The 23,421-nt window shown below is 68.0% G+C and carries 19 protein-coding genes; 7 read left to right on the forward strand and 12 right to left on the reverse strand.

The window, feature by feature from the left end:
- Window positions 1-14 precede the first annotated feature (14 nt).
- The 5 genes from LOC59_RS12215 to LOC59_RS12235 form a co-directional block, all read right to left on the reverse strand.
- A complete protein-coding gene (locus LOC59_RS12215) occupies window positions 15-1,163 on the reverse strand; it encodes an NAD(P)/FAD-dependent oxidoreductase (RefSeq protein WP_229972222.1) in 1,149 nt (382 codons plus the stop codon).
- Window positions 1,156-2,229: an NAD(P)-dependent alcohol dehydrogenase gene (locus LOC59_RS12220; protein WP_229972224.1), complete on the reverse strand. Its 1,074-nt coding sequence runs from the start codon at window positions 2,227-2,229 to the stop codon at window positions 1,156-1,158. The genes LOC59_RS12215 and LOC59_RS12220 overlap by 8 nt, the downstream gene beginning before the upstream one ends.
- A gap of 97 nt (window positions 2,230-2,326) precedes the next feature.
- A complete protein-coding gene (locus LOC59_RS12225) occupies window positions 2,327-3,619 on the reverse strand; it encodes an ion channel protein (RefSeq protein ID WP_229972226.1) in 1,293 nt (430 codons plus the stop codon).
- Window positions 3,620-3,790: 171 nt separating this feature from the next.
- Window positions 3,791-5,689, reverse strand: coding sequence for an FAD-binding monooxygenase (locus LOC59_RS12230; protein ID WP_229972440.1), 1,899 nt, complete (start codon window positions 5,687-5,689; stop codon window positions 3,791-3,793).
- 203 nt (window positions 5,690-5,892) lie between these two features.
- Complete coding sequence (locus LOC59_RS12235; protein ID WP_229972228.1) at window positions 5,893-7,548, reverse strand: bifunctional metallophosphatase/5'-nucleotidase; 1,656 nt, start codon at window positions 7,546-7,548, stop codon at window positions 5,893-5,895.
- A gap of 18 nt (window positions 7,549-7,566) precedes the next feature.
- Here LOC59_RS12235 and LOC59_RS12240 point away from each other — a divergent pair, with 18 nt between their 5' ends.
- Window positions 7,567-7,719, forward strand: a complete 153-nt coding sequence (locus LOC59_RS12240) for a hypothetical protein (protein ID WP_229972230.1) — start codon at window positions 7,567-7,569, stop codon at window positions 7,717-7,719.
- A gap of 226 nt (window positions 7,720-7,945) precedes the next feature.
- On the opposite strand, the gene LOC59_RS12245 is transcribed toward LOC59_RS12240, so the two are convergent.
- Window positions 7,946-8,422, reverse strand: a complete 477-nt coding sequence (locus LOC59_RS12245) for a MarR family winged helix-turn-helix transcriptional regulator (RefSeq protein ID WP_229972232.1) — start codon at window positions 8,420-8,422, stop codon at window positions 7,946-7,948.
- A gap of 45 nt (window positions 8,423-8,467) precedes the next feature.
- Here LOC59_RS12245 and LOC59_RS12250 point away from each other — a divergent pair, with 45 nt between their 5' ends.
- Window positions 8,468-9,409 (forward strand): EamA family transporter, encoded by a 942-nt coding sequence (locus tag LOC59_RS12250; protein WP_229972234.1) that lies wholly within the window; start codon window positions 8,468-8,470, stop codon window positions 9,407-9,409.
- Here LOC59_RS12250 and LOC59_RS12255 read toward each other — a convergent pair.
- Both LOC59_RS12255 and LOC59_RS12260 read right to left on the reverse strand, forming a co-directional pair.
- Window positions 9,393-9,899: a hypothetical protein gene (locus LOC59_RS12255; RefSeq protein WP_227895407.1), complete on the reverse strand. Its 507-nt coding sequence runs from the start codon at window positions 9,897-9,899 to the stop codon at window positions 9,393-9,395. The two genes, LOC59_RS12250 and LOC59_RS12255, sit on opposite strands and share 17 nt — an antisense overlap.
- Before the next feature lie 162 nt (window positions 9,900-10,061).
- Window positions 10,062-10,595, reverse strand: a complete 534-nt coding sequence (locus LOC59_RS12260; RefSeq protein ID WP_229972236.1) for a hypothetical protein — start codon at window positions 10,593-10,595, stop codon at window positions 10,062-10,064.
- Window positions 10,596-10,782: 187 nt separating this feature from the next.
- Here LOC59_RS12260 and LOC59_RS12265 point away from each other — a divergent pair, with 187 nt between their 5' ends.
- From LOC59_RS12265 to LOC59_RS12285, 5 genes are all read left to right on the forward strand, one after another.
- The gene (locus LOC59_RS12265; protein WP_229972238.1) at window positions 10,783-11,397 is read left to right on the forward strand and encodes a TetR/AcrR family transcriptional regulator C-terminal domain-containing protein; all 615 of its coding nucleotides are present in this window, start codon (window positions 10,783-10,785) and stop codon (window positions 11,395-11,397) included.
- Window positions 11,398-11,498: 101 nt separating this feature from the next.
- Window positions 11,499-12,782: an MFS transporter gene (locus LOC59_RS12270; protein ID WP_229972241.1), complete on the forward strand. Its 1,284-nt coding sequence runs from the start codon at window positions 11,499-11,501 to the stop codon at window positions 12,780-12,782.
- Complete coding sequence (locus LOC59_RS12275; RefSeq protein WP_229972243.1) at window positions 12,782-14,470, forward strand: amidohydrolase; 1,689 nt, start codon at window positions 12,782-12,784, stop codon at window positions 14,468-14,470. The genes LOC59_RS12270 and LOC59_RS12275 overlap by 1 nt, the downstream gene beginning before the upstream one ends.
- Window positions 14,471-14,494: 24 nt before the next feature.
- Window positions 14,495-15,613 (forward strand): agmatine deiminase family protein, encoded by a 1,119-nt coding sequence (locus LOC59_RS12280; protein WP_227895412.1) that lies wholly within the window; start codon window positions 14,495-14,497, stop codon window positions 15,611-15,613.
- Window positions 15,613-17,325 (forward strand): amidase, encoded by a 1,713-nt coding sequence (locus LOC59_RS12285; protein ID WP_229972245.1) that lies wholly within the window; start codon window positions 15,613-15,615, stop codon window positions 17,323-17,325. The genes LOC59_RS12280 and LOC59_RS12285 overlap by 1 nt, the downstream gene beginning before the upstream one ends.
- A 512-nt stretch (window positions 17,326-17,837) precedes the next feature.
- Here the strand turns inward: LOC59_RS12285 and LOC59_RS12290 are convergent.
- From LOC59_RS12290 to LOC59_RS12305, 4 genes are all read right to left on the reverse strand, one after another.
- On the reverse strand, window positions 17,838-18,434 hold the full coding sequence (locus LOC59_RS12290; protein WP_229972246.1) for a TetR/AcrR family transcriptional regulator: 597 nt from the start codon (window positions 18,432-18,434) through the stop codon (window positions 17,838-17,840).
- A 13-nt stretch (window positions 18,435-18,447) separates the two neighbouring features.
- Window positions 18,448-19,089, reverse strand: a complete 642-nt coding sequence (locus LOC59_RS12295) for a DUF2867 domain-containing protein (protein WP_227895415.1) — start codon at window positions 19,087-19,089, stop codon at window positions 18,448-18,450.
- Window positions 19,090-19,247: 158 nt separating this feature from the next.
- Entirely contained in the window at window positions 19,248-20,219 is a 972-nt protein-coding gene (locus tag LOC59_RS12300) for a D-2-hydroxyacid dehydrogenase (protein WP_227895416.1), read from the reverse strand.
- A gap of 156 nt (window positions 20,220-20,375) precedes the next feature.
- Complete coding sequence (locus tag LOC59_RS12305) at window positions 20,376-23,363, reverse strand: beta-glucosidase (RefSeq protein WP_229972248.1); 2,988 nt, start codon at window positions 23,361-23,363, stop codon at window positions 20,376-20,378.
- Window positions 23,364-23,421: the final 58 nt, after the last annotated feature.

Consider the following 23,421-nt stretch of genomic DNA (forward strand, 5'->3'; position numbering starts at 1 on the left):
GGGCTGCCGGGCGTTTAGGATTCCCAGCCGTAGCCGAACCGTTCAGGCCGGAAGGGTTCCAGCAGCGGATGCCGGCGTCCGGTCAGGATTTCGCCGGCGGCCAGCTCGCCGCCAATCAGCCCCAGCGTGGCACCGGAATGGGTGAACAACACCCAGCAGCCAGGCAGAGCCTGCAGCTCTCCGAAGACCGGTTCGCCGTCGCCGGGAACCGGCTTCAGGCCGGGCTGCCAGGCCTCCACGGCCACCTCCGGATTGCCGGCCAGCAGCCGGGAAGCTTCTGCGGCCACCTCGGTCAGGATGTCTTCGTCCACGTCCCAGCTGCCGTCCGCGTTCTGTTTCACCCGGTCCAGGTACCAGGTGTGGTCCATGGCCAGCCGTCCGCCGGGGTGGGGCCGCAGGGAGATCCGGGGCGTGTTCAGCACGGTCCGCAGACCGTGCTCCAGGGGCCGGCTGATCAGGAGCATCGCCGGATCCGAGGCGTCGGGCAGCTCGATTCCGGCTGCCGCCAGCACGGCGGGCGTACCCGCCCCGCAGGCCAGGACGACGGCGTCGGACCGGTAGTCCCGGCCCGCAGCCGTGCTCACCCCGCGCACCGGCCCGCCGCTTTCCCCAAGCACGGTGCACAGCCCGGCGTGTTCAATCAACGTTCCGCCGAGCATGGTGAATTCCCCGGCCATCCCCGCCATAAGATGCGGCAGGGACACCCAGCCTTCGCCCGGATTGGCCAGCACCCGGTGCGGCAGCACCCCCGGGTCGATCCCCGGCACCCGGGCGGCGGCGTCGTCCCGCCCCAGCATGCGTGCTTCGTAGCCGCGGCGGGTCTGCGCGTTGTGCCGGTCGATGACCACGAACGGATCATCGTCCCAGTACAGGCCGCCGCCGAACGCCAGCCAGTCCGCCTCCGGATGCCGTGCCAGCAGGGTCCGGTAACGGTCGATGCCGGCCATCCGCAGCCGGAAGTAGGATTCTGCGTAGCTGCCCCCGGCGTTCAGCCAGGACAACGAGCGCCCGGATGCTCCGCTGCCAACCTCCGACTCGGTCACCAGCAGCACCTCAGCTCCTCCGCGCAGCAGCTCCAGCGCCGTGGAAAGTCCCAGCACTCCCCCGCCGAGCACCACGGCCCTCCGGCCGTCCGGCACCCGCTCTGCCTCCGGTTCAGCCACGGTCCGGCACCAGGACGGCCCGGCCGGTGAGCTTGCCGGCGTCGAGGTCGTGCAGGGCCTGCACCGCATCGAGGAGGTCATAGGTGGTGGTATGCAGGGTGATCTCGCCCTGGGAGTTCAGCGTCATCAGTTCCGCGAGATCCTGGTAGGTGCCCACCAGGTTTCCCACCACGCTGATTTCGCGGGAGATGAGGTCGATGGTCGGCAGGGCCAGTGTCCCGCCGTACCCTATGGCGTAGTAGCTGCCGCGGTTGCGGAGCATCGCCGGTCCCGTGATCTCCGTGCCCCTCTCCCCCACGAAGTCGAAGACCACGTGGGCTCCCCCGCAGGTGATGTCCAGGACGGCAAGCACGACGGCCTCCACGAACGGCTCGCCGACAGCGCGGGCCGCGGGGCGCAGGTCATGGGGGTTCACGGTGGCGTCGGCGCCGAGTTCCTTGGCCAGGGCGAGCGCCTCGTCCGAGGTGTCGACAACCGTGATGTGGGCTCCGGTCAGCGCCTTCAGCGACTGCACCCCTATATGGCCGAGCCCGCCGGCACCGATCACCACGGCCTCGGATCCCGGCGGCAGCAGCGGTACGGCCCGCCGCACGGCGTGGTAAGCGGTCAGGCCGGCGTCGGCCAGGGCGGCCACGTCCGCGGGGCGCACCGAGGCATCCAGCTTAACCACGGCCCTGGCGTTGGTTTTGAGCAGCTCGGCCATGCCGCCGTCGGTGTTCAGGCCCGGAAAGGTGGAGTTTTCACAGTGCGAATCCTGTCCCGCACGGCAGGGCGGGCACAGTCCGCAGGAGGTCACCGGGTGCATGATGACGGTGTCGCCCGGTGCCACGTTCGTTACCGCCGAGCCAACATCCAGCACCCAGCCTGCATTTTCGTGGCCGAGGATGTGGGGCAGCGTGGGCCGCTGGAGAGCATCCCATTGTCCTTCCAGGATGTGCAGATCGGTGCGGCAGACCCCCGCGGCTCCTACCTGGACCAGCACGTCCCACGGGCCGGTAATTTCCGGCTCCGGTACATCGTCAATGCGTGCGTCTTCTCCGTAGGCGTGCACCCGAACAGCTTTCATGCCTTGCTCCTTTGCAATGGACTGTGTTTGTGGCCGGAATCGTATCCCGCCCCATCCCGGCTCCAACAGCCCCGAACTGCGAGAACTCGAGAGCCTGCTAGGCGGTCCTGCGGGGGCGTACGCCGTCGCCGCCGTCGTCCGCCAGCCAGTGCGGTGCGTTGGTGACCACCAGCCACGCCGGCAGCACGGCCAGGCACAGCAGCGCCGTCACGGTTGCGTCGCCGGTGATGATGACGGCGACGAACAGCGCAAGCCAGCCGTCCCGGGCCACAGCCAGCACCAGGCCCAGGACCGCAGTTGAGACGGTGACGCTGACGGGAACATCCGGCAGGAGCGCGTTGGCGGCCAAGCCGAAGGCGACGCCGGCAAACAGTGCGGGGAAAATCCGGCCGCCGCGGAAACCTGCAGCCGAGGCAACCACCAGGGCGGCGAGCTTGACCACCGCCAGAAAGAGCAGATAGCCGAAGGACTCCCCGGTGCTGCGCAGCAGTTCCCCCGATTCGGTTGCGCCTTTGAACAGCGTGAGCGGGCCGCCGAGCACGCCCAGGAGTCCCAGCAGGGCACCGCCCAGGGTGGTGAAGAGCACGGGATTGGCCAGCCGGTGGAACAGCCGGTGCGCCCACCGGAACGCAAACACCCCGGCCAGCCCCAGGGCGGCGGCCACCGGCGCGATGACCAGGCCGGCAAGCACATCCCAGAGATCCGTGTCCCCGCCGGCATCCGGCAGGCTGAACTTCAGCAGTGTGCCACCCAGCAGGATCATGGTTGCGGCGCCGGCACCGGCAGCGACAAGGGGAAGGAACAACTTGTCGAACAGGGCAGCCTTGCCGGCCATGGACCCGGCCATTCCGGTGAAGAGCAGGGCAGCGGCCACCGGCGTGCCGAACAGGGCGCCCACCGTTCCCGCGACGGTGAGTCCGATGATCAGGCGGGCCGGGACCCGGCTGAACAGGCGGGTCAGCAGGGCGGTGAGGACCGCGGTGTTGATCGCAATGACAGGGTTTTCCGGGCCCAGGCTGACTCCGCCGGCCAGGCCGATCACCGCTGCTGCTGCCAGGGTGGGCACCACCTTCAGCGGGAGGGCAGGTCCGCCGAACTCGGTTGCCGCGGAGTCGGGTCCGGCATGGCCGGGCAGGTACCGGACAATCAGCCCGACGGCGAGGCCCGTGGCGGTGAGCATCCCGAAAACCCACCAGCCGCCGTCGGGATCGATGCCCGCTGCGTGCGGCAGCACATCCCAGAGCAATTCCTGGAGCAGGTAGCTGAGCTCGTCCAGGCCAAAAAGGATCAGGGCCGAAACCACGCCGACCAGGACCGCCGGAACCGAGAGGGCGGCCAGCGTCCGGACACGGTTTTTCTCCAGGAAGCCCTCAGATGCGGGTTCGGTCATAGTGCCATCCCTGGGCGGCGGGAGCGGAGCTGTGCTCAGCCCAGCGTACGGCCGGGCGCGGTTGGCCGGGAGGGCGAGCGGCAAATATTCGGCCGGCGAAACTGTGCCGGCGTTAACGCAGAGGACGACGGCGGCACCGAAAGTGCCGCCGTCGTCCTTTGCTTATGTGTACTAGTGCTGTGCCTGGCGCGCCGGCAGCAGCGGAGCGAAGAACTCACCGAGCTCCGCCGTCGCGGTCAGCGGCAGCACGTTGGCAACGTACTGGTCCGGGCGGACCACAACGACGACGCCGCCGCGGTCCAGGCCGCGCTGCTCGAAGATGTCCGCCGCCGGGTCGGTGCCGTAGACCTTGGTGAGGTCATTCAGCTTGAACGGGCCGACCTGCGGCTTGAAGACCGCCGGAACCGCGCCCAGGTCAATGCCGGTGTGGTCCTGCTGGTAGATGACCTTGACGTCGAACCAGGCATCCCCGTCGCCGTCGGCCGGCTGCGCGGCGAGCGGTGATTCCGGAGCGTTCTGCAGCCACTCGGCGAGCTCCGTGGTCGGCGACGGCGTGCCGGCCTCGGCAGCGTCGGCGAAGACGTAGATCCGCCAGCGGCCGTCAGCCTTGGCCTGGTGCCCGAGCTGCACCGGATTGGTGTCGCAGACGCGCAGCACCGGAGCTGACTTGAAGCGCTTGCCGATGGTGAAGCCCGTCGCCAGGTCCTGGTGCCGGGCCTCGCCGACCAGCATGGACGGCGTGTATTCGGTCATGAAGCCGGCGGGGAACTCGGCAGTGCGGACGTAGAAGTCCTCGAGGTCCGAGGGGTTCTCGAACTCCTCGGGCTTCTTGGCCATCAGTGTGGACCATTCCTTGTCGAAGTCGATCAGGTTCTTGGCGACCACCTGGCGTTCGGCGGAGTAGGTGGCGAGCAGGCTTTCCGGGGCGCGGCCGTCCAGCACGTGGCCGAGCTTCCAGGCAATATTGAACCCGTCCTGCATGGACACATTCATGCCCTGGCCGGCCTTGGCGCTGTGGGTGTGGCAGGCATCGCCGGTGATGAAGACGCGCGGGGTGCGCTTGCCAATCTGCTCGGGCAGGACGTCGTCGAACCGGTCGGTGAGCCGGTGGCCCACCTCGTAGACGCTGTGCCAGGCCACGTTGCGCACGTCGAGCGTGTAGGGGTGCAGGATCGCGTTGGCCTTATCGATGATTTCTTCGATGCTCGTCTGGCGGACAGCACCGTTGTCGTCCTCGGCAACTTCACCCAGGTCCACGTACATGCGGAACAGGTGCCCGCCTTCGCGCGGAATGTGCAGGATGCTGCCGCCGTTGGAGGACTGGATGGCGCACTTGGTGCGGATGTCCGGGAAGTCGGTGTTGGCCAGGACGTCCATGACACCCCAGGCGTGGTTGGCGGCGTCGCCGGCCAGGGTGCTGCCGATCGACTGGCGGACCTTGCTCCGGGCGCCGTCGCAGCCCACCACGTACTTGGCCTTGACGATGCGCTCGGCGCCTTCGTCCGGGCCGGCAGTCCGGCGCAGGGTGACTGTTACCGGGTACTCGGCGTCGTCGTCGACTTCCAGGTCCACGAACTCATAACCGTAGTCCGGCTTCATCCGGGTGGGTGAATTCGCCATGACACGGGCGAAGTAGTCCAGCACGCGGGCCTGGTTCACGATCAGGTGCGGGAACTCGCTGATGCCGGTCGGATCGTCCAGCGCGCGGCCGGAGCGGACGATGTTCTGCGGGTTCTCGGGATCCGGGCGCCAGAAGCACATCTCGGTGATCCGGTAGGCCTCGGCAATGATCTCCTCCGCGAAGCCGAAAGCCTGGAAGGTTTCCACGCTGCGTGCCTGGATGCCGTCGGCCTGGCCGATCACCAGCCGGCTGTCACGGCGTTCGATGATCCGGGTGGTGATGTCCGGGAACTGGGACAGCTGTGCGGCGGCGAGCATGCCGGCGGGACCGGAGCCGACAATGAGCACATCCATCTCATCGGGGAGCTCTTCGGGCCGGTTGATTCCGACGCCGGCTGCGGGCTGTACGCGCGGATCGCCGGATACGTAGCCGTGGTGGTGGAACTGCACGGGTGTCCTCACTTCGTTGTGTCTTCTTGCGGGTGTCCGACCGGATTAGCGTGTTCGTTATTTGAACAGGCGATTCAATAGTCGAAACTGTGCTGGTGCAGACACTGTACTGGAGGCATGACGCAGGTCACAACAACTCCCGTCATTGTGACTGGCCGCGGGACTGCCGGCGGTGGCGGGACTGCCGGCGTTGCCCGCTGCCGTTAGCCGAACACCGGCACCCCGGCGCGGACCAGCCGCCAGTTCTCCTCCGCAAACGCGGACGGGTCGATGCTCTGGTTCGCCACCACGTAATCGATGAGGAGCTGGCGGATTTCGGTCTGCTGGTTGAGCAGCACCGGCGCTGTGGCAATGTGCGGGAAGTTCCCGCCGCCGGACTGGCGGTAGTTGTTCGTGGCCACGGCAAAGTGCTGCGCCGGATCCAGCGCAGCGCCGTCGTACATCAGGTTGGTGATCCGCTGCCCCGCCGGCTGGGAGATGTCGATGTCGTAGGAGATCCCGGAGAACATGTCGTAGTTGTAGTCCGGAGTGCCGTCCGCGTTGGTCAGCGTCTCCGGATCAATCGGAACACCCGGAGAAGTCTGCACAAAGTACTTCGCCGAATACTCCAGGTAATCCTTGATCTGCGCGCCGGTCATGTCCACCGCGTAGAGCGTGTTGGGAAAGACGTAGAGTCCGGCGATGTCGCGGATGGTCACCGGCCCTTCGGGGATAACGGCCGTGCGGCTGAACGGTGCAGCAATGGAGAGCACCGGAAGTCCCGCGTTTTCGGTGCCGGCCAGCGCCCGCTCGACGGCGTCGGCCTGGACTTCGTTGACGAAATCGATCACCGCGGTGTCCCGGTACCGCGATTCCGCCGCCGGCATGGATTCCGTAGCTGTGCCCACCGGGGTGTTGACGTAGTCGATCACCCGCTGGTGGGCATCGCGCACCAGGCCGGAGACCACCGGATCCGGCTCCACGGTGTTGGCATTCAGCAGGGAGGACGACGCCGACGTCACGTCCCATTTCCCGCGCACCTTGGTGAGCTCGAAGTCCATGACGGACAGGCGCATGCCCCAGTTCAGCGGCTCGGTCAGCAGCACCTGCTCGCCGGTGGTTTTGTTGGTGACGAAGTGTTCCGGGATTTCCTGGTGCGCGTGGCCCACCAGGATCGCGTCGATCCCCGGGACTTCCTCGGCTACCTGCGTGGCAGCATTTTCCAGCGGCAGTCCGTCGCCGTAGGAGGAGGTGCCGGAGGTTCCGGAGTGTGCACTGACCACAATGACGTCGGCGCCCGCGGCCTTCATCCGCGGCACATACTTCGCTGCCGTCTCCACCAGGTCCGGGAAGCGCAGCTTGCCCTCCACATTGCCCTTATCCCAGATGGCAATGCCCGGATTCGTCAGGCCCAGGATGCCGACCTTGATCGGCTTATTCCCCTTCGGCTTCACTGTCTTGATGATGTAGGGGGTGAAGGCGGGTTTGCCGGTGTTCTCATCCACGGCGTTAGCCGCCAGCAGCGGGAAGTCCAGCTGGTCCTCAAACTCTGCGAGGAGGTCGGTGCCGTAGTTGAATTCATGGTTGCCCAGCGCGGCGGCGTCGTAATCCATGGCGTTCATGGCGGCCGCCATGGGGTGGATTTCGCCGGTCTCGGTGATCGGCTCGACGTTGGCGAAGTAGTCCGTGAGCGACGTCCCCTGGATCGTGTCACCGGCATCGATCAGCAGGGTATTGGCTTCTCCCCGGTCCGCCCGGACCTGGTTGGCCAGTGCCGAGATTTTGGCGAGACCCACATCGTTGCCCGCAGCGTCGTCGTACTCCGCATCCTTGAAGTAGTCCCAGTTCTCGATGTAACCGTGCAGGTCGGAGGTGCCCATCACGGTTACCGTGGCGGTTTGGTCCTTGCCTGGCTTGCCCGGCTTGTCCGGTTTGCCTGGATGCCCGGGGTGACCGGGTTTAGGTCCGTGTCCGTTTCCGTGACCGTGACCGTGGCCGTGGCCGGAGGAGTGGCCGGAGCCATGTCCGTGTCCTGGGGCGGCGGCTGCTGACGGCATAAGGATCAGGCTAGCCGCGCAGACAGTGGCGAGGACTGCGGCCACGCGGGTGCGGGGGCGGGGCGGATGGAAAGACACGGGAAACCAGCTCCTTGGAGGGCGTAGTGACTTGCGCAGTGCTGCGTACTTAGGCAGCCTTCCCCTCCCGGCCCCTCCGGCGGAAGTGCGCACCCCGTTTTCGGTCCGGATTACGCGAATACCATGTGCCGGAGATTGGGCGTCAGCCGCCGAGTTTTGCCAGCAGCTTCGCGAGCGTCTGGCGTTCGACGCCGGTGAGCGGCTCGAGCAGCCGATGCTCCGTGGCGACGTGGTCCGGCAGCGCGGCATCGACCAGCTGCCTGCCCGTTTCGGTGAGCGTCACGCGGGTGCTGCGGCCGTCGTCGTCGTTCCGGGAGCGTTCCACCAAACCGCGCGCCTCGAGCTTATTGAGCCGCTGTGCGACGGCAGCGGACGTCACCATGGCGCCGGCGGCCAGGTCCTTGGGGCTGAGCGCGTAGGGAGCACCTGCCCGGCGGAGGGTCGCCAAGACGTCGAATCCGGCGGCGTCGAGGTTGTGGGTGGCGAAGGTCTGCGCAAGTTCGGCGTCCAGCCGGCGCGAGGCCCGGCTGAGCCTGCCAAGGACAGCCATCGGGGAAACGTCCAGGTCAGGGCGCTCTGCGGCCCACTGGGCCAGGACGTTGTCGACGTGGTCGCTCATGCCTCCAGTCTAGACATTGCTAAGTGCTTAAGTAATTATTGCTAAGTGCTTAGTAAATTGCTGTTCCTGATCCTGACTGCCCTTGCTCCGGCCATCTGGGGCACGACCTACCTCGTGACCTCCGAACTGCTGCCGCCGGACCGGCCGCTGCTGGCTGCCGTGCTGCGCTCCCTTCCCGCCGGACTGATCCTGCTGGTCGTCCTGCGCCGGCTGCCCTCCGGAGCCTGGTGGTGGAAATCGGCGGTGCTGGGGCTGCTGAATTTCGGGGTGTTTTTTGCCCTGCTGTTTGTGGCGGCGTACCGGCTGCCGGGCGGAGTGGCCGCCCTGGTTGGAGCGGTGCAGCCCTTGATCGTGGCTGGCTTGGCGGTGCGGCTGCTGGGCGAGCGGCTGACACCCCTGAAACTGGGCGCCGGTGTTGCCGGAGCAGCAGGGGTAGGGCTGCTGGTCCTGCAGGCCAATGCCCGGCTCGACGTCGTGGGGGTGCTGGCGGCACTGGGAGGTGCCGTGTCGATGGCAGCCGGGATAGTGCTGGCTAAGCGCTGGCAGCCGCCGGCCGGTCCGCTGGTTTCGACGGCCTGGCAGCTGGTGGCCGGCGGGCTCTTCCTCGTTCCGGTGATGCTTGTGGCGGAAGGTGCCTCCCTGCCGTCCCTCACGGCCGTGAACATTGCGGGCTATGTTTATCTCGCGCTTGCCGGCACCGTGCTGGCGTACTGGCTGTGGTTCCGCGGCATCACACGTCTGCCGGCCTCACAGGTGACTTTCCTGTCGCTGCTCAGTCCCGTCGTCGCCGCGGTGGCAGGTGCTGTTGTGCTGCGGGAGTCCTTCAGCGCCGGCCAGGGCTGCGGACTGTTGCTGATTCTTGGGTCCCTGCTCGCGGTGAACCTTTGGGGGTCACGGCTCGGCACGCTCATGCCAGCGGAGGCGCCGGCCCAGGCAGCGGAGCTGCCCGACCACCCCGGAGCGAAGGCGCCTATTCGGACGAGGTAGCGGAGCTCGTCGCACCTGTTGAGGTGCCGGTTGACGTGCCGGTTCCGGTGGACGGGGCCGACGACGAAGGAGCCATCCCGCCCGAACTCCCTGTCGCAGCCGGACTAGTGATGGTGACTGTGGGTGCGGGCACATATCTTGTGGTGTCCTCGTCTTCACCGATGCTGCTGAAAAGGGCACCCCACAGGAAGATAGCCATCGCACACAGCACGAACGCCAGCCCGGAGACAATAACAGCAGCGATGGACAGGATCTTGGCCGTAGTACCGCGGCGCACAGCGATGACCAGCGCCGCAATCGAGAGTCCGAGTCCCACCACTGCCAGCGCCAGTGCCAGGTAGTTGATCAGCGGGATCCAGAACATTCCCAGGGCAACCACCCCGAAGATCAGCCCGGCGAGCGCCAGCCCCCATCCCTGGTTGGAGCGCACCCCGCTCGGGGGATAGCCCTGTCCGTAGCTGTACATAGGATCGTTCGGTTGTGTGCCCATGATCGCCTCGCAGGGTCCGGACGCCGCACGGCAAGTGGCCTGCCCTTCCCAGTTGCGGGGTCGATGGTTCCGGGTCCTTCTACGGTAGGAGCAGCTGGGATGGGCGGCAAGGAGCCGCAGAGATTGGGATGCCGGCAGGCTGGTGCTGAAGCACCACCCCGCTTAGGCGCTCGGTTCCTCCTGGCGGGACGGCGGCGGCGGACCCGTAGGAGCGGCGCCCCGGGTTCCCGGCAGGCGGGTTCCTGGCGGGCGCATTTCCGGCTCTGCGGATCCAAGCAGCAGATGAGCCTGCTCCAGGATCCGCGTCGCCAGGACAGTCCGGTCACCGGACCCGGACCCAGCTGCCTCACGCGCACGCACCGAGGCCGGCGGCGCAGCCTCACCCAGAAGTTCATCCCGTGCCGTCAGGGCAATGAGCCGGAACAACTCCCGGTCTTCACGGGTGGCGAGCGAGCTGGTCTTCAGGTCATTCAGCACCGCCAGGCCGGCCAGCGAACGGCGCGGATTTGCGCTCAGGGATGCTTCGAGCGCCCACTGCGCCCGGACCCACCACTGGGCGCGGCGGTCTGCCTCGAGTTTCTGCCGGTACGCAAAGTAGGCAACCAGTGCCGTCGTCAGGATGCCCAGCGGTCCGAGCACAGGAATCCAGGTGATGGCCCAGTCCGAGACTGCCGTCCAGAAATTTCCCCAGTTCATGCCCGGAGCTTAGCCCCGGGTACGGACCCTGCGGGAGGGCAGAGCCTCCTATAGGGGTACGACGGCGGCGCTGCGACAGTCACGGTACGGCGGCAGGCCCGCTGGGTCTGCTCGTGGAAGGCTGCGCCACCGCCGCCGGCCGCCGTATCGGTAGATTGGTGGACACTACTAATCGAGGAGTCCCGCCATGCCCCGCCCCCGCTCGCCGCTGCTTTCGGCCGAGGCCATCGTTACGACGGCGCTGGAACTGATCGATACGACCGGGAACTTCAGTTTCCCCCGGATCGCCCGGGAACTGGAGGTCAGCCAGTCCTCGCTCTACAACCACATCCAGAACCGCGAACACATCATCGAACTCATCCGCGCGCGCGTCTTCTCCGAAAAGCTCCAGCTGCCCGTCCAGGACCTGCCGTGGGACGAGGCACTGCGCGCCGTCGTCCGCGCCTACCGCCGCTGCATCGCAGCCCACCCGCAGCTGGTGCCGCTGATCCTGGCCCAGACCGTCCAGGATGCCGGCGCCCTGGCTGCCTACGAGACGATGGCGCTCGCCCTGGAGCAGGCCGGCCTGCCGCCGAACCGCATCGTGTCCGCGCTGTCACTGATCGATAACCTGGTACTTGGTTCGGTTATGGAACTGACGGCCCCGGCCGTCGTGTGGGCCCCTCCCCCGGGTGACTTTCCCGCGCTGGACCGCGCGTTGCAGGCACCGTTTACCATCGAGGGCCGGGCGGAAGCCGCCTTTGAACTGGGACTGGAAGTCCTGATCGAGGGGCTGCGGGCCCAGGAGTTTACACAGAGTTAACTGAAACCCTTTCGTTTTACTATTGCGCAACGGGCCAGCGTGCCCGAAAGTAAATGAAATTCATTCATTTACTTTCCACCGCACGCACCGAGGGAGACATCATGGTCCAGCCCATTTCCGCCGGGGGACGGGTTCCCCTCACCCCCAAACGGGCCGTCTCCGTCTTCGGTATCGGCGTCATCGGGTTCATGACGGCCAACCTGGTGCCGATCATGATCGTCGCCCTCACGGCGGACCTCGGCTTCTCCGTCACGGCCGCCGGCACGCTGATGACAGCGTCCCTGCTCGCGTGCGCGCTCTCCTGCATCCTGACCTCGCGCTGGGCGGCGGCGTCCGGGCGTTACCTGATTGCCCGGGCCGGCCTGGTGCTGACCGCCGCCGGCTTCGGTGCGGCAGCGTTCCTTCCGTCCGAACCCGCAGTGATTGCCGGCGTCATTCTCGGCGGCCTTGGGGCCGGCGGCGCGGTGTCCTCCGCCGGTGCCGCGCTGGGTGCACTGCGCAATCCGGACCGTGCCTCCGGCATCAGCGGCTTCACGAACCGGGCCATCGTGTCCGTCGTGCTGTTCGTGATTCCGGCGTTGGGCGCCGGGATGGGCAGTGCGTTCGGCCTGCTGGCAGGGCTCGCGCTGGCGGCCCTGCTGGTTACCTCCTGGCTTCCGGACAGCCCGACGGCGGCGCCCGCCGCCACACTGGTGCCCGCCACGGCAGCGCCGGAGCGCAAACCGGCCGCAGCCACCGGCACCCCCGCAGGCACCGGCGTCGGCATCCGCAACCCCTCCCGCAAAGCAACACTCGCCGGGCTTGGCCTGCTGATCTGCTTTGCCCTCTGGGGCCTGAGCGAGGATTCGCTCTGGGCCGTCGCCGCGACCATGGGCGCAGACCAGGCCGGGTTGGATGAGACCGGCATGGGCCTGGTGCTCAGCCTGTCCACGCTCGGCGGACTGCTGGGCTCTGCCCTGGTCGGGCTGGCCGGCCGCCGGCTGGGCCGCACCGTACCGCTGGCCGTTGTGCTGGTGGCCGGTGCCGCCATGAAATTCATCTCCGGCACGGTCGAGGATTCCGGCCTCTACATGGCCGTCATCATTCTCTGGAACACCCTGTACCTGATCGCTTTCATCTACATCATTGCCATCGCCGCGGCCCTGGACGCCTCCGGCAAATGGTCCGCTCCGGCGCTCGGGGTCTACCTCATCGGCTCCGCTTTTGCCCCGTTCCTCGGCACTGCGGTCTCCGCCTCGGCCGGCTACTCGGCGCTGGGCATCCTCCTGGCCGTGATGACCTTGATCCTGCTGGTCCCGTTCGTGATCATTTCCCGTTACTCGGTCCGCGCCGAAAAGGCAGCGGCACTCCCCGCCGAAACCACGACGACGACGGCGGTCGCCTGATGCGCACGCTCTACACCAACGGCATCGTCTTCACGGCCACGGGACCGCATGCAGCCGGGCTGCATAACGAGGCGGACGCCGTCGAACCGCCCACCGTCGAAGCGTTCGTCGTCGAGAATGGGCGCTTCCTCTTCGCTGGGGACACCGCCCCCGCAGCCCAGGCCGCGGGCGACGGCGCCACAACGGTCGATCTCGGCGGAGCGTTCGTCCTGCCCGGAATCATCGACGCGCACACCCACCTGCTGATGACCGGCCAGGCCCTCGGCAAGGTCCAGCTCCGGGATGCGGAAACCCTCGCCGACCTGCAGGAACGCCTGCGGCAGGCGGTCCGGGACAACCCGGCACTGCCCCGGGTCCTGGGCAGCGGCTGGCTGCACAGCGCACTTGGCGGTGCGGAACCTACCAGGGATCTGCTCGACGCCGCCGTACCCGACCGCCCGGTTTACCTGGACTCCAATGACCTGCACTCGGTCTGGGTCAACAGCGCCGCGCTGGCCGAACTCGGCATCGACGGCAGCACCCCCGACCCGCTCGGCGGACGGATCGGCCGCGGTTCCTCCGGAACCGCCGACGGCATGCTGTATGAAACCGCTGCCGTGCAGATCGTCTGGCCGGCCCTGGCCAACGCGGCCCGCGACGAAGACCGCGACGCCTGGCTCGAAGCCGCCTTCGCCCACTACGCCGCGGCCGGAGTCACCGGCGCCGTGGACATGGCAGTGGGGGACGACGACGTCGCCGCGTTCACCCGCGCCCTAGTCCGGCACGGCGGCACGCTGCCGCTCCGGGTGAAGGGCCACTGGCTGATCCACCGCAGGGACAGCACCGAAGAGAACCTGGCGCAGGTGGCCCGGGCGCAGGAACTCGCGGCGGAACTGGCCGCGAACGGCACGGCCGCCTGGCTGCAGCTGTGCGGGATAAAGGTCATTGTGGACGGGGTGATCGACAGCTGCACCGCCGCCATGAAGGAGCCCTACGCCGACGGCAGCACTTCCGGGCCGATCTGGGACCGCGAAGCGCTCTTCCCCGTAGTGGCCGCCGCAGATGCCGCCGGACTGCAGGTCGCCCTGCACGCGATCGGTGACGAAGCCTCGGATATCGCCCTCGATGCCCTGGAACATGCGGTGCGGGTCAACGGACCGGCGGATACACGCCGGCACCGGATCGAGCATCTGGAAACCGTCACCGAAGCCAACGTCCAGCGCCTGGCGGACCTCGGCGTCGTCGCTTCCGTCCAGCCGGTCCACGCGGATCCGGCCATCCAGGACAACTGGCGTGCCATGCTCGGCGATGACCGGACCGAGCGGGCCTACCCTTGGACCGAGTTCAGCGAGGCCGGTGCCGTCCTGGCGATCAGCACGGACGCCCCCACCGCCCCGTACCAGGCGCTGCCCAACCTGTACGTCGCGGCCACTCGCAAGTCCGCCATGGACCCGGAGCTGGTCGCGAACCTGCCCCGCTACGCCATGGACCTGGCCGATGCCCTCTGCCACGCCACGCGCGACGCCGCCTACTCCTGCCGTGCGGAGGCCAGCCTTGGGCAGATTCGCCCCGGGCACCTGGCGGACTTCACCGTCCTGGCCGCCGACCCGCTTGCCGGACCGGCGGAGGACCTGCTGGCCAACTCGGTGTTACTGACCGTTACCGGCGGCAGGACGGTCTTTTCCGCCGCGGCCGATACCCTGTCCTGACCGACCCGAAGGAACTCCGAAGACATGCACCCCGCCAGCACCTCGACCGCCTCCGCCATGCCCGCCGAGTGGGCTCCGCACGAGCGCACCTGGATGGCGTTCCCGCCGTCGAATGACACGTTCGGGGATCCCGGAAGCGGGACGTTGGCCCGGGCCCGCCGTGCCTGGTCCGCCGTCGCGCGCACCATCTCCCGCTACGAACCGGTCACTGTCCTCGCCGATCCCGCTGATGTGGCCCAGGCACACGAGCTTCTGGGAGACGGCATCACGGTGCTCCCGGTCCCCCTGGACGACGCGTGGCTGCGCGACTCCGGACCCACCTTCGTCCATGCCGCGGACGGTTCCGTAGCCGCCGTGGATTGGATCTTCAACGGCTGGGGTGCGCAGGACTGGGCGGCGTGGGACAAGGACCAGCACCTGGGCCGGTTCACCGCCGGCCGCGCCGGAGTGCCGGTGCACGCCAGCACCCTGGTCAACGAGGGCGGCGGGTTCCATACCGACGGCGAGGGCACCGTGCTGCTCACCGAAACCGTCCAGCTCGATCCGGGCCGGAATCCCGGGGCCACCCGGGAATCCGTCGAAGCCGAAATCCACGCCCGGCTGGGGACGTCCAAAGCCATCTGGCTGCCGCGCGGCCTGACCCGGGACTATGACGAATTCGGCACCCGCGGGCACGTGGACATCGTGGCATGTTTCGCTTCCCCGGGCACCGTGCTGCTGCACCGCCAGGACGATTCCCGCCACCCCGACCGTGACGTGATGCAGGAGATCCGTGCGGTCCTGGAGGCCGCGACGGACGCCCGCGGCCGGACCCTGGAACTCATCGATGTGCCCGCCCCCACCGTGATCGACGCCGGGGACGGCTTCGTGGACTACTCCTACATCAACCATTACGTGGCCAACAATGTGGTGGTGCTCTGCGCCTTCGAGGATGCGAACGACGCCGCTGCCGCCGACATCCTCGGCCGCGCCTATCCGGGGCGGACCATTGAACTGGTCGACGCGCGGGACATTTTCGAGTTCGGCGGCGGCATCCACTGCATCACCCAGCAGCAGCCGGCTCCCCTGGGCAGCATGCCTAAAGCAGGCGCGGCCGCTGACGCAAGCGCCGCTAAGGCAAGCGCGGCTGAGGCGGGCGCCTGATGTTCGACGTCGTCGAGGCCGGCATTGCCGAGCTGCGCGCTGCACTGCAGGCCGGGACCGTCACCAGCGAAGAGCTGACCCGCGCGTACCTGGCACGCATCGAGGCCTACGACCAATCCGGCCCGCGGCTGAACGCTGTCATCGTCCTGAACCCGGAAGCCCTGGCCGACGCCCGCGCCTCCGATGCCCGCCGCGCCCGCGGTGAAACCCGCGGCCCGCTGGACGGGATTCCGTACACGGCCAAGGACAGCTTCAAGGCCCGGGGACTGACCGTGGCGGCAGGCTCCCCGGCGTTCGGGGACCTGGTCGCGCAGCAGGATGCCTTCACGATCGGCCGGCTCCGCGAAGCCGGAGCGGTGCTGATCGGCCTGACGAACATGCCGCCCATGGCCAACGGCGGCATGCAGCGCGGCCTGTACGGCCGGGCCGAAAGCCCCTACAACGCAGGTTTCCTCACGTCGGCCTTCGCGTCCGGTTCCTCCAACGGATCGGGCACGGCGACGGCGGCGAGCTTCGCGGCATTCGGCCTGGGCGAGGAGACCTGGTCCTCGGGCCGCGCACCGGCGTCGTGCAATGCCTTGTGCGCCTACACCCCGTCCCGCGGGGTGATCTCCGTGCGCGGGAACTGGCCGCTGGTCCCGACCATGGACGTGGTGGTCCCGCACACCCGCACCATGGCTGACCTGCTGGAAGTCCTGGACGTGATCGTTGCCGACGACGCAGAGACCCGCGGAGATTTCTGGCGTGCCCAGCCCTGGGTGAAGGTTCCGGCCGCGTCCGAGGTGCGGCCGCCGTCGTACGCTGACCTCGCCGTCGCCGATCCCGCCGCCGCCCGCGGCGCCTTGGCCGGGCGCCGCTTTGGCGTGCCGAAGATGTACGTCAACGCCGACCCGGACGCCGGCACTGCAGAATCCCCCGGGATCGGCGGGCCCACCGGGCAGCGGATTGAGACCCGGGAATCCGTCCTGGCCCTGTGGCAGACCGCGCGTCGGGACCTGGAAGCCGCCGGCGCCGAGGTCGTGGAGGTGGACTTCCCAGCCGTCACCAATTACGAGGGCGACAGGCCCGGTGCACCGACCATCGCCACCCGGGGACTCGTGAGCCCGGAGTTCCTGCACCGCGAAATCGTGGACCTTTCCGCGTGGGCGTGGGATGACTTCCTGTCCGCCAACGGCGATCCGCGCCTCAACCGGCTGGCCGACGTCGACGGCGCCGCGATCTTCCCGCACCCCGAAGGAGCGCTGCCGGACCGGTACACCGGGTTCGACGACGACATCGCCGAGTATCCCGCCCACGTCCGGGCCAACCCTGTGGCGTCCTTTACCGACATCCCGCACCTCGCCGACGGTGTGCGTGGATTGGAGGAGACCCGGCGTCGGGATCTGGAGGACTGGATGGATGCCCTCGGCCTGGATGCTGTCGTGTTCCCGGCAATGGCCGACGTCGGTCCCGCGGATGCGGATGTGAACCCGGAGTCTGCTGACGCGGCCTGGGCCAACGGCGTGTGGGTGGCGAACGGCAACCTGGTTCCCCGGCACCTGGGCATTCCGACCGTCACCGTGCCGATGGGCACCATGGCGGATACCGGCATGCCGGTGGGGCTGACCTTCGCAGGCCGCGGCTGGGATGACACCGCACTGCTCCGGCTGGCTGCCGCTTTTGAGGCCACGGGCAGCCGCCGGACCGAACCGCCGCGGACTCCCCGGCTGTAGCGACTTTCGGTCCTGCCGCGGGCTGGGTGCGGGTTTGGGGTTGTTGGGCCGCACGTATTGGGCCGGACGTGGGCTGGGCTTGCTGGGTGCACCAGTTGGGCCCGCCACGGGCTGGGACCCCCAGTTGGGACGCCAAGGTTCCCAGCCAATGGGACAGCTGTTAGCTCCTGTGGTCACACCCTTAACACGCGTAACGATGTGTGGGAGTTATGGCAGCGCCCCCGTGTATTCGCGCGGAACTTCGGCAGCCGGGGCATCTGCTGCTGCAATAACGTCGGTTAGAGCCCCGGAATCAATCTCTTGCTGCACAAACGTCGCTTTGCCGTCCGCTTTCCGACGTTAGTGCAGCAAGAGATGGAGCCAACACCCTCTAAGCATCGTTAGTGCAGCAAAAGAAGCGAGGGCAGATCGATCCTGCGCCCTGAGCACCGCCCGCCCAGCCCCGCCCCGATCATCCGCCCGAAAGGATTCACGGCCAGCGCTGTCCGCAGCCGAGGGGAACCCTGACTGCGCTACGCGCTGCTGCCGAAACTGGGCAGATCCGCGAAGGCCAGTTCCATGAACGCGCGGTGCGCTTCCGTCACGCCCTCCCGGTTTCCGGTGAGCAGCAGATCGAACAGCAGGCCGTTGACGACGGCGAGGGCCAGCCGCGCCTGCGCCCTGGCCGCCCGGGGCTCCCGTCCGGAGCGGACGAGCATCTCCTCGAGGGCGTCCAACCAGGGCGGAACCAGCGTGTCCCGCAGTCCCTGCGCATGGGGTTCCCCCTGCATGGCATGGGCAGCCAGCTCAAAGAGCAGCGGGCCGTAGGTGAGTGTCTCTTCCACGATCCGGTCCCAGAAGTCCTGGACGGCCTGCCGCGGCAGGACGGCAGGTCCGGTGGCATCCAGCAGCTGCTCGAACGCGCCGCGCTGGCGGCGTTCGACGGCGGCCACGACCTCGGTCAGGAGTCCTTCACGGGACCCAAAGTGGTAGTTGAGCATCCGGTGGCTGGTGCCGATGCTGGAGGCGAGACTGCGCAGGCTCTGGTTCTGCACGCCGTTCTTGGCAAAGTAGCCAAGTGCTGCCTCCAGCAGCTGCTCCCGGCTGGATCCGGTCTGGCTGTCGTTCATGCGCTGCCGGCCGTCATGCGGTCCCGCCGCTGCCCTGCGCGCTGAGGTCCTGCCACTCCCGGCCGATTCCGCGCAGCAGGGGCGGATAGACCAGCAGGTGCCGGAACGGCTTGATCCCCGCCATGTAGGCGCGGCCGAACAGCCCGTTGGGCTTCACCAGCACGGCCAGCTGTCCGTGGTAAGCACCGTCAGCGTCACCCTGGGCATTCTGGCCGCCGTCGGCACCGCGCTGATCCGGCACCCAGCGCAGGTGCAGCACTCCGTGCATCGTGCTGTTGGCCATTTCCGCGGCGGACTCGTTTTCCAGCAGGAAGACGGGCGTAAAAGGGAGCGTGCTGAAGGCCGGACCGGGTGCTGCCCGGCGAAGATCGGCCGGCAGGCGGCTGCGCAGCGAGTCCACCCTCCGGCCGATACCGGAGTCAGCATCGTCCCAGCCCAGCAGTGCACCGAGCTTCCACCGGATGGCGAAAAGCAGGCGGGCAATGCGGGAGGGGTTGTCCGCCGTCGTGCCGCCTGCAAACAACTGGACCAAACGGGGAAAGTCATCCCGGCCGCCCGGGGTGGGCAGATCCCAGACTCCGTAATTTTGGAAATCGGGAGTGATGTCATCGATCCGCCAGCGGCGGACTGTACTTTGGGGGTTCGGAACGCCCATAGCGGCGCCTCCTTGGGGAAGTCCATGCCTTGCGATGCGCCTCACAGCGCATCGATGTACCAGATGGTACACCGATGGTGAAGGGGACATAACCCCATTCAGCCCGTAAACCGCGGCGGGAAATTGCGGCGAAAACCCCGACGGGGAATCCCGGCTGATCAGCCGCCCGACACCACGAATCCCAGCCGCTTGTCCACCACGTTCGCCAGCGGACGGCCTTCACGGTACGCCACCAGGTTGGCCTCGAACTGGGCGGCCAGGGCAGGCAGGTGGGTCCGCGAATCGCCGGCCAGATGCGGGGTGATGAGCACGTTGTCCAGGCCCCACAACGGATCGGATTCGGGCAGGGGTTCGGGGTGTGTCACGTCGAGGACAGCTCCGGCAATCCCGTTGGCCGACAAGGCGGCCACGAGGGCGTCCTGGTCCACGAGTTCGCCGCGGCCCATGTTGACCACCACCGCGCTCGGGCGCATGGCCGCGAGGACTTCCTGATTCAGCATGTCCCGGGTACCGGACGTCAGCGGCGCGGCAAGGATGACGTAGTCGTACCCGCGTGCAACGGAGGCAAAGTCCGCACTGTTGTGGATCGCAAAGAAGTCGGGGTCGCCGTTCCGGGCGGTGCGGCCCAGGCCGTCGGCCTCAATGCCGACGGCGCGCAGCAGCCGGGCGGTGGCGCGCCCAATGCTCCCCGTGCCGGCGACCAGCGCGCGGGTGCCTGCGAGGTTGGACGTGCCGAAGTGCTTCCACAGGCGCTCCCGCTGGTTCAGCGTGGCGCGCGGAAAGTTCTTGGCAAAGTAGAGGATCCCGGCCAAGGCGTACTCGGCCATCGCCGCGTCGAAGATGCCGCGGGCGTTGGTGACAGTCACGTTCGACGCCGCGAGCTCCGGAAAGAGCAGCCGGTCCACGCCGGCCGCGGGAAGGTGCACCCATTTCAGGGCGTCCGCCCCAGCCCATCCCTGGCGCAGCCCGTCGGCGAAGTAGTCCCAGAGGTACACGATTTCCGAGCCCGGCAGCGCAGCGGCCAGCTCCGCCGCGTCCGTGGCCAGGCGCACGTCAGCGAGCGCTTCCAGCCGCTCCAATCCGGTCACAGGACGGGAGCCGGCAAGGATGGTCAGTACGGGTTTGGGCATTCGCTCAGGTTAGGCGATCCCGCACGGAATGAGCGTATCCGTGACGCCCGGCTGTGCCGGCCGCCCGGAAAGTCCCAGGGCCCGAGAAAGGCCCGGGCAGCACGGCCTGACAAGCCATGCTGCCCGGGTCTCAGCCGCAAGCCGCAGAGTCAGCCGCTAGCCGCGGCCGTGACGGTAGGAAGCCCAGTGCTGGCGGCCGCCGTCGTCCCGCTGTCCCCAGCGGCCCTTGTTGCCCCAGTGCCCGCGGTCCCGGTCCCAGTTCCCGTGTCCCGCCTGGTCACCGTGACCGTGCCCGTGGCCGTGGCCCTTGCCGTGGCTGTGGTCGTGCTTGCCGTGGTCGGGGCGTCCGCAGCCGATGGTGATGCTGCCTTCGAGCCGGATGTCCTCCACAGAACTGCCCACGTAGATCGGCACGGTTCCGGTGGGAGTCACCCAGCCGCCGGTTTCCACATCCCAGTACTGCAGCGAGCGCGGATCCAGCTTGATCTCCAGCCGGCCCCGCTCCCCCGGCTCCAGGGTGATGCTGCCGTAGCCTGCCAGCTGCTTCGGCGGCGTCGGGACGTCGCCGGGCAGCGGACCGACATAGACCTGGACCGTTTCCCGCCCGGCGGCGTTTCCGGTGTTGCGCACCTTCAGCGAGGCGGAGGCTTTCGGTTCCTCGGCGTCGGGATTCACCCGCTGGGTCGTGTGCAGCCGGCTGTAGTCGAACTCGGTGTAGGAGAGTCCGTGTCCGAACGGGAACAGCGGCACGGCGTCCGCGGCGAGGTAGGCCTTGTAACCCACGAACACGCCCTCGGTGTACTCCACCACCGGATCCACGATCGAGATCAGGTCGAACGGATTCGGCGGGCCAACCGTGACCGCTTGCTCGTCGCTGACCGGGAACGTGACCGGCAGCTTTCCGGAGGGGTTGATGTCCCCGAAGAGCAGCCCGGCCACCGTGATGCCCTGGCTCTGCCCGGGGTACCAGGTTTCCAGTACCGCCGGCACCTGGTCGATCCACGGCATGGTCACCGGTCCGCTGGTCGCCAGCACCACGATGGTGTTCGGGTTGGCGGCCGTGACGGCGCTGATCAGCCGGTCCTGGTCCTGCGGCAGCGTCAGCGAGCCGCGGTCGGCAGCTTCACCGGTGTAGTCGCGTGCCACCACGACGGCGACGGCGGAGTTCGCGGCCAGTTCCACGGCTTCTGCCATGTCCGGGGCCAGCACGTCCTCCGGCGGAGTCCAGCCGAACCGGATCATGGCTCCGGGCTGGTCATTCAGGCCGCCGTTGAACTGGTTCGGCGCATCGGTGGTGTAGTCGATGCGCACGGCCACACTCTGTCCCTCGGTGAGGTCCAGCGTGATTTCCTGCGTCTCCAGGGTCGGTGCCGGGTTGGTGATGACCTGCTGGTCATCCAGGAACAGCTGCGCGGCCCCCAGGTTGGTCAGCGAGAAGGTGTACGACGCCGTGGCCGGGGCCACGATCGTTCCGGTCCAGCGCGCGGACATCGGCTGGGAGGCCAGGACCGGGCCGATGCCGGGAACCTGGGAGGTGTTGATGGTGTCATTGGAGATCCCGGTCCGCAGGTTGACCTGCTCCTCGGTGCGGGCCAGTTCCGGCTCGCCTTCGAAGTTGTTCAGCCCCAGCCGGTATTCGGCATTGACGTTGGTGAGCACTCCGCTGGGAACCGGCGGCGGGCCCGGAATGGTATCCGCCAGGGACACCGGGTCAGTTCCGGCGGCGGTTTCCACCGTGCCGCCTGCCCGGGCGGTGATGCCGTCCAGGATGGTGGTCAGCCGCGCCGGGTTGGGAATGGCGCCGCTGCCGCCGCCGTCGATGTACCAGTCGACGTCCGCGCCGATCAGCCCGATGCTCGGCAACGCGTCATCCAGCGGCAGGGCGCCGTCGTTCTTCAGCAGCACTGCCGCCTGCGCGGCGACCTGCTCGGCGACTCCGGCATGCTGGTCCAGCAACGTGTCAGGAATGGGCGGTTCGGCCGGCTGCGGGTTCTCGAAGGATCCCGGCGGCGGGTTGTCCACGATCCCGAACTGGAACATGGTCAGCGCAACCCGGCGTGCGGCGTCGGTGATCCGTTCTTCCGGGACGGTGCCGGCCAGCACGGCCTGCAGCAGGTTGTTCCCGGAGAATTCGTCGCCCGGGCCGGCGACGTCCAGCCCGGCGGCGTAGTCGGCGAAGCTGTGCGCGGCGTTGAAGTCGGAGGACACAAATCCTTCGAAGCCGAGCTGGCTTTTGAGGATCTGGTTCAGCAGCGTGTCATTGCCGCAGGCGAACTCACCGTTGACCTTGTTAAAGGAACACATCACGGCTCCGGCGTTGCCTTCCTGGACAACGCTGGCCCAGGGCCGGGTATAGGTTTCCTGCAGTGTCCGCTCGTCCACCTGCACGTCCACGTGGCCGCGCCGGGTTTCGAAGTTGTTCAGGTTGTAGTGCTTGACCAGGGAGGAGACCTGGGCGTCCTGTTCCCCGATCACCTGGTTAGTGGCAGTGTCGCCGCTCAGCAGCGGGTCCTCCCCCAGGTCCTCCCACATCCGGCCGTTGTACGGGGTGCGGACCAGGTCCATGGTGGGCCCGGCAATCGCGTTGTAGCCGGTGGTGCGGGCTTCTTCCCCGGAGACATGCCCATAGGCCTGGGCCAGTCTGGGATTGAAGGTGGAGGCGAGTCCGACGCCGACCGGAAGCGCCGTCGTCGGCGTCGATTCCAGGGCTAGCCCGCAGCAGCCGTCCTTGCTGCGGATGGGCGGGATGCCCAGTTCCGGCAGCCCGGGCCCGCCGCTTTGGATCAGCAGCGTGACTTTCTGCTCCAGCGTCATGGCTGCGACCAGGAGGTCTGCGCGTTCTGCGGGCGGCAGGCTGGGGTCCAGCCAGGGCTGGTCCGGGTCCTGCTGCGGAGCCGGCGCGTCGGCGGGGGCGGGTGCCTCGGCGGGTGCCTCGGCGGGGAGCTGGGCGCCCGGGGCCTGATCCGCCGGCACGCCCTGGGCGTTCGCGGCGGGCAGGAAACTGCCGGTGGCGAGTACTGCTCCGGCCAGGACAGCGACCGCTCTTCGGATCAGCAGGTGTCTCGTGGAGATCCGGGCCGGCTGCCTTCGCTTGCTGTGGCGTTGCTGCCGGGGTGGGGGGTTGGTTGTCTTTCTTTCTTCCATGGTTGTTCCCTCATACGGGCCGCGTTCACCCCCTGGGCGCGGCGGCTACCGCTGGATG

It is taken from the genome of Arthrobacter sp. zg-Y916, from assembly GCF_020907385.1.
GTDB classification, from domain to species: Bacteria; Actinomycetota; Actinomycetes; order Actinomycetales; family Micrococcaceae; genus Arthrobacter_B; species Arthrobacter_B caoxuetaonis.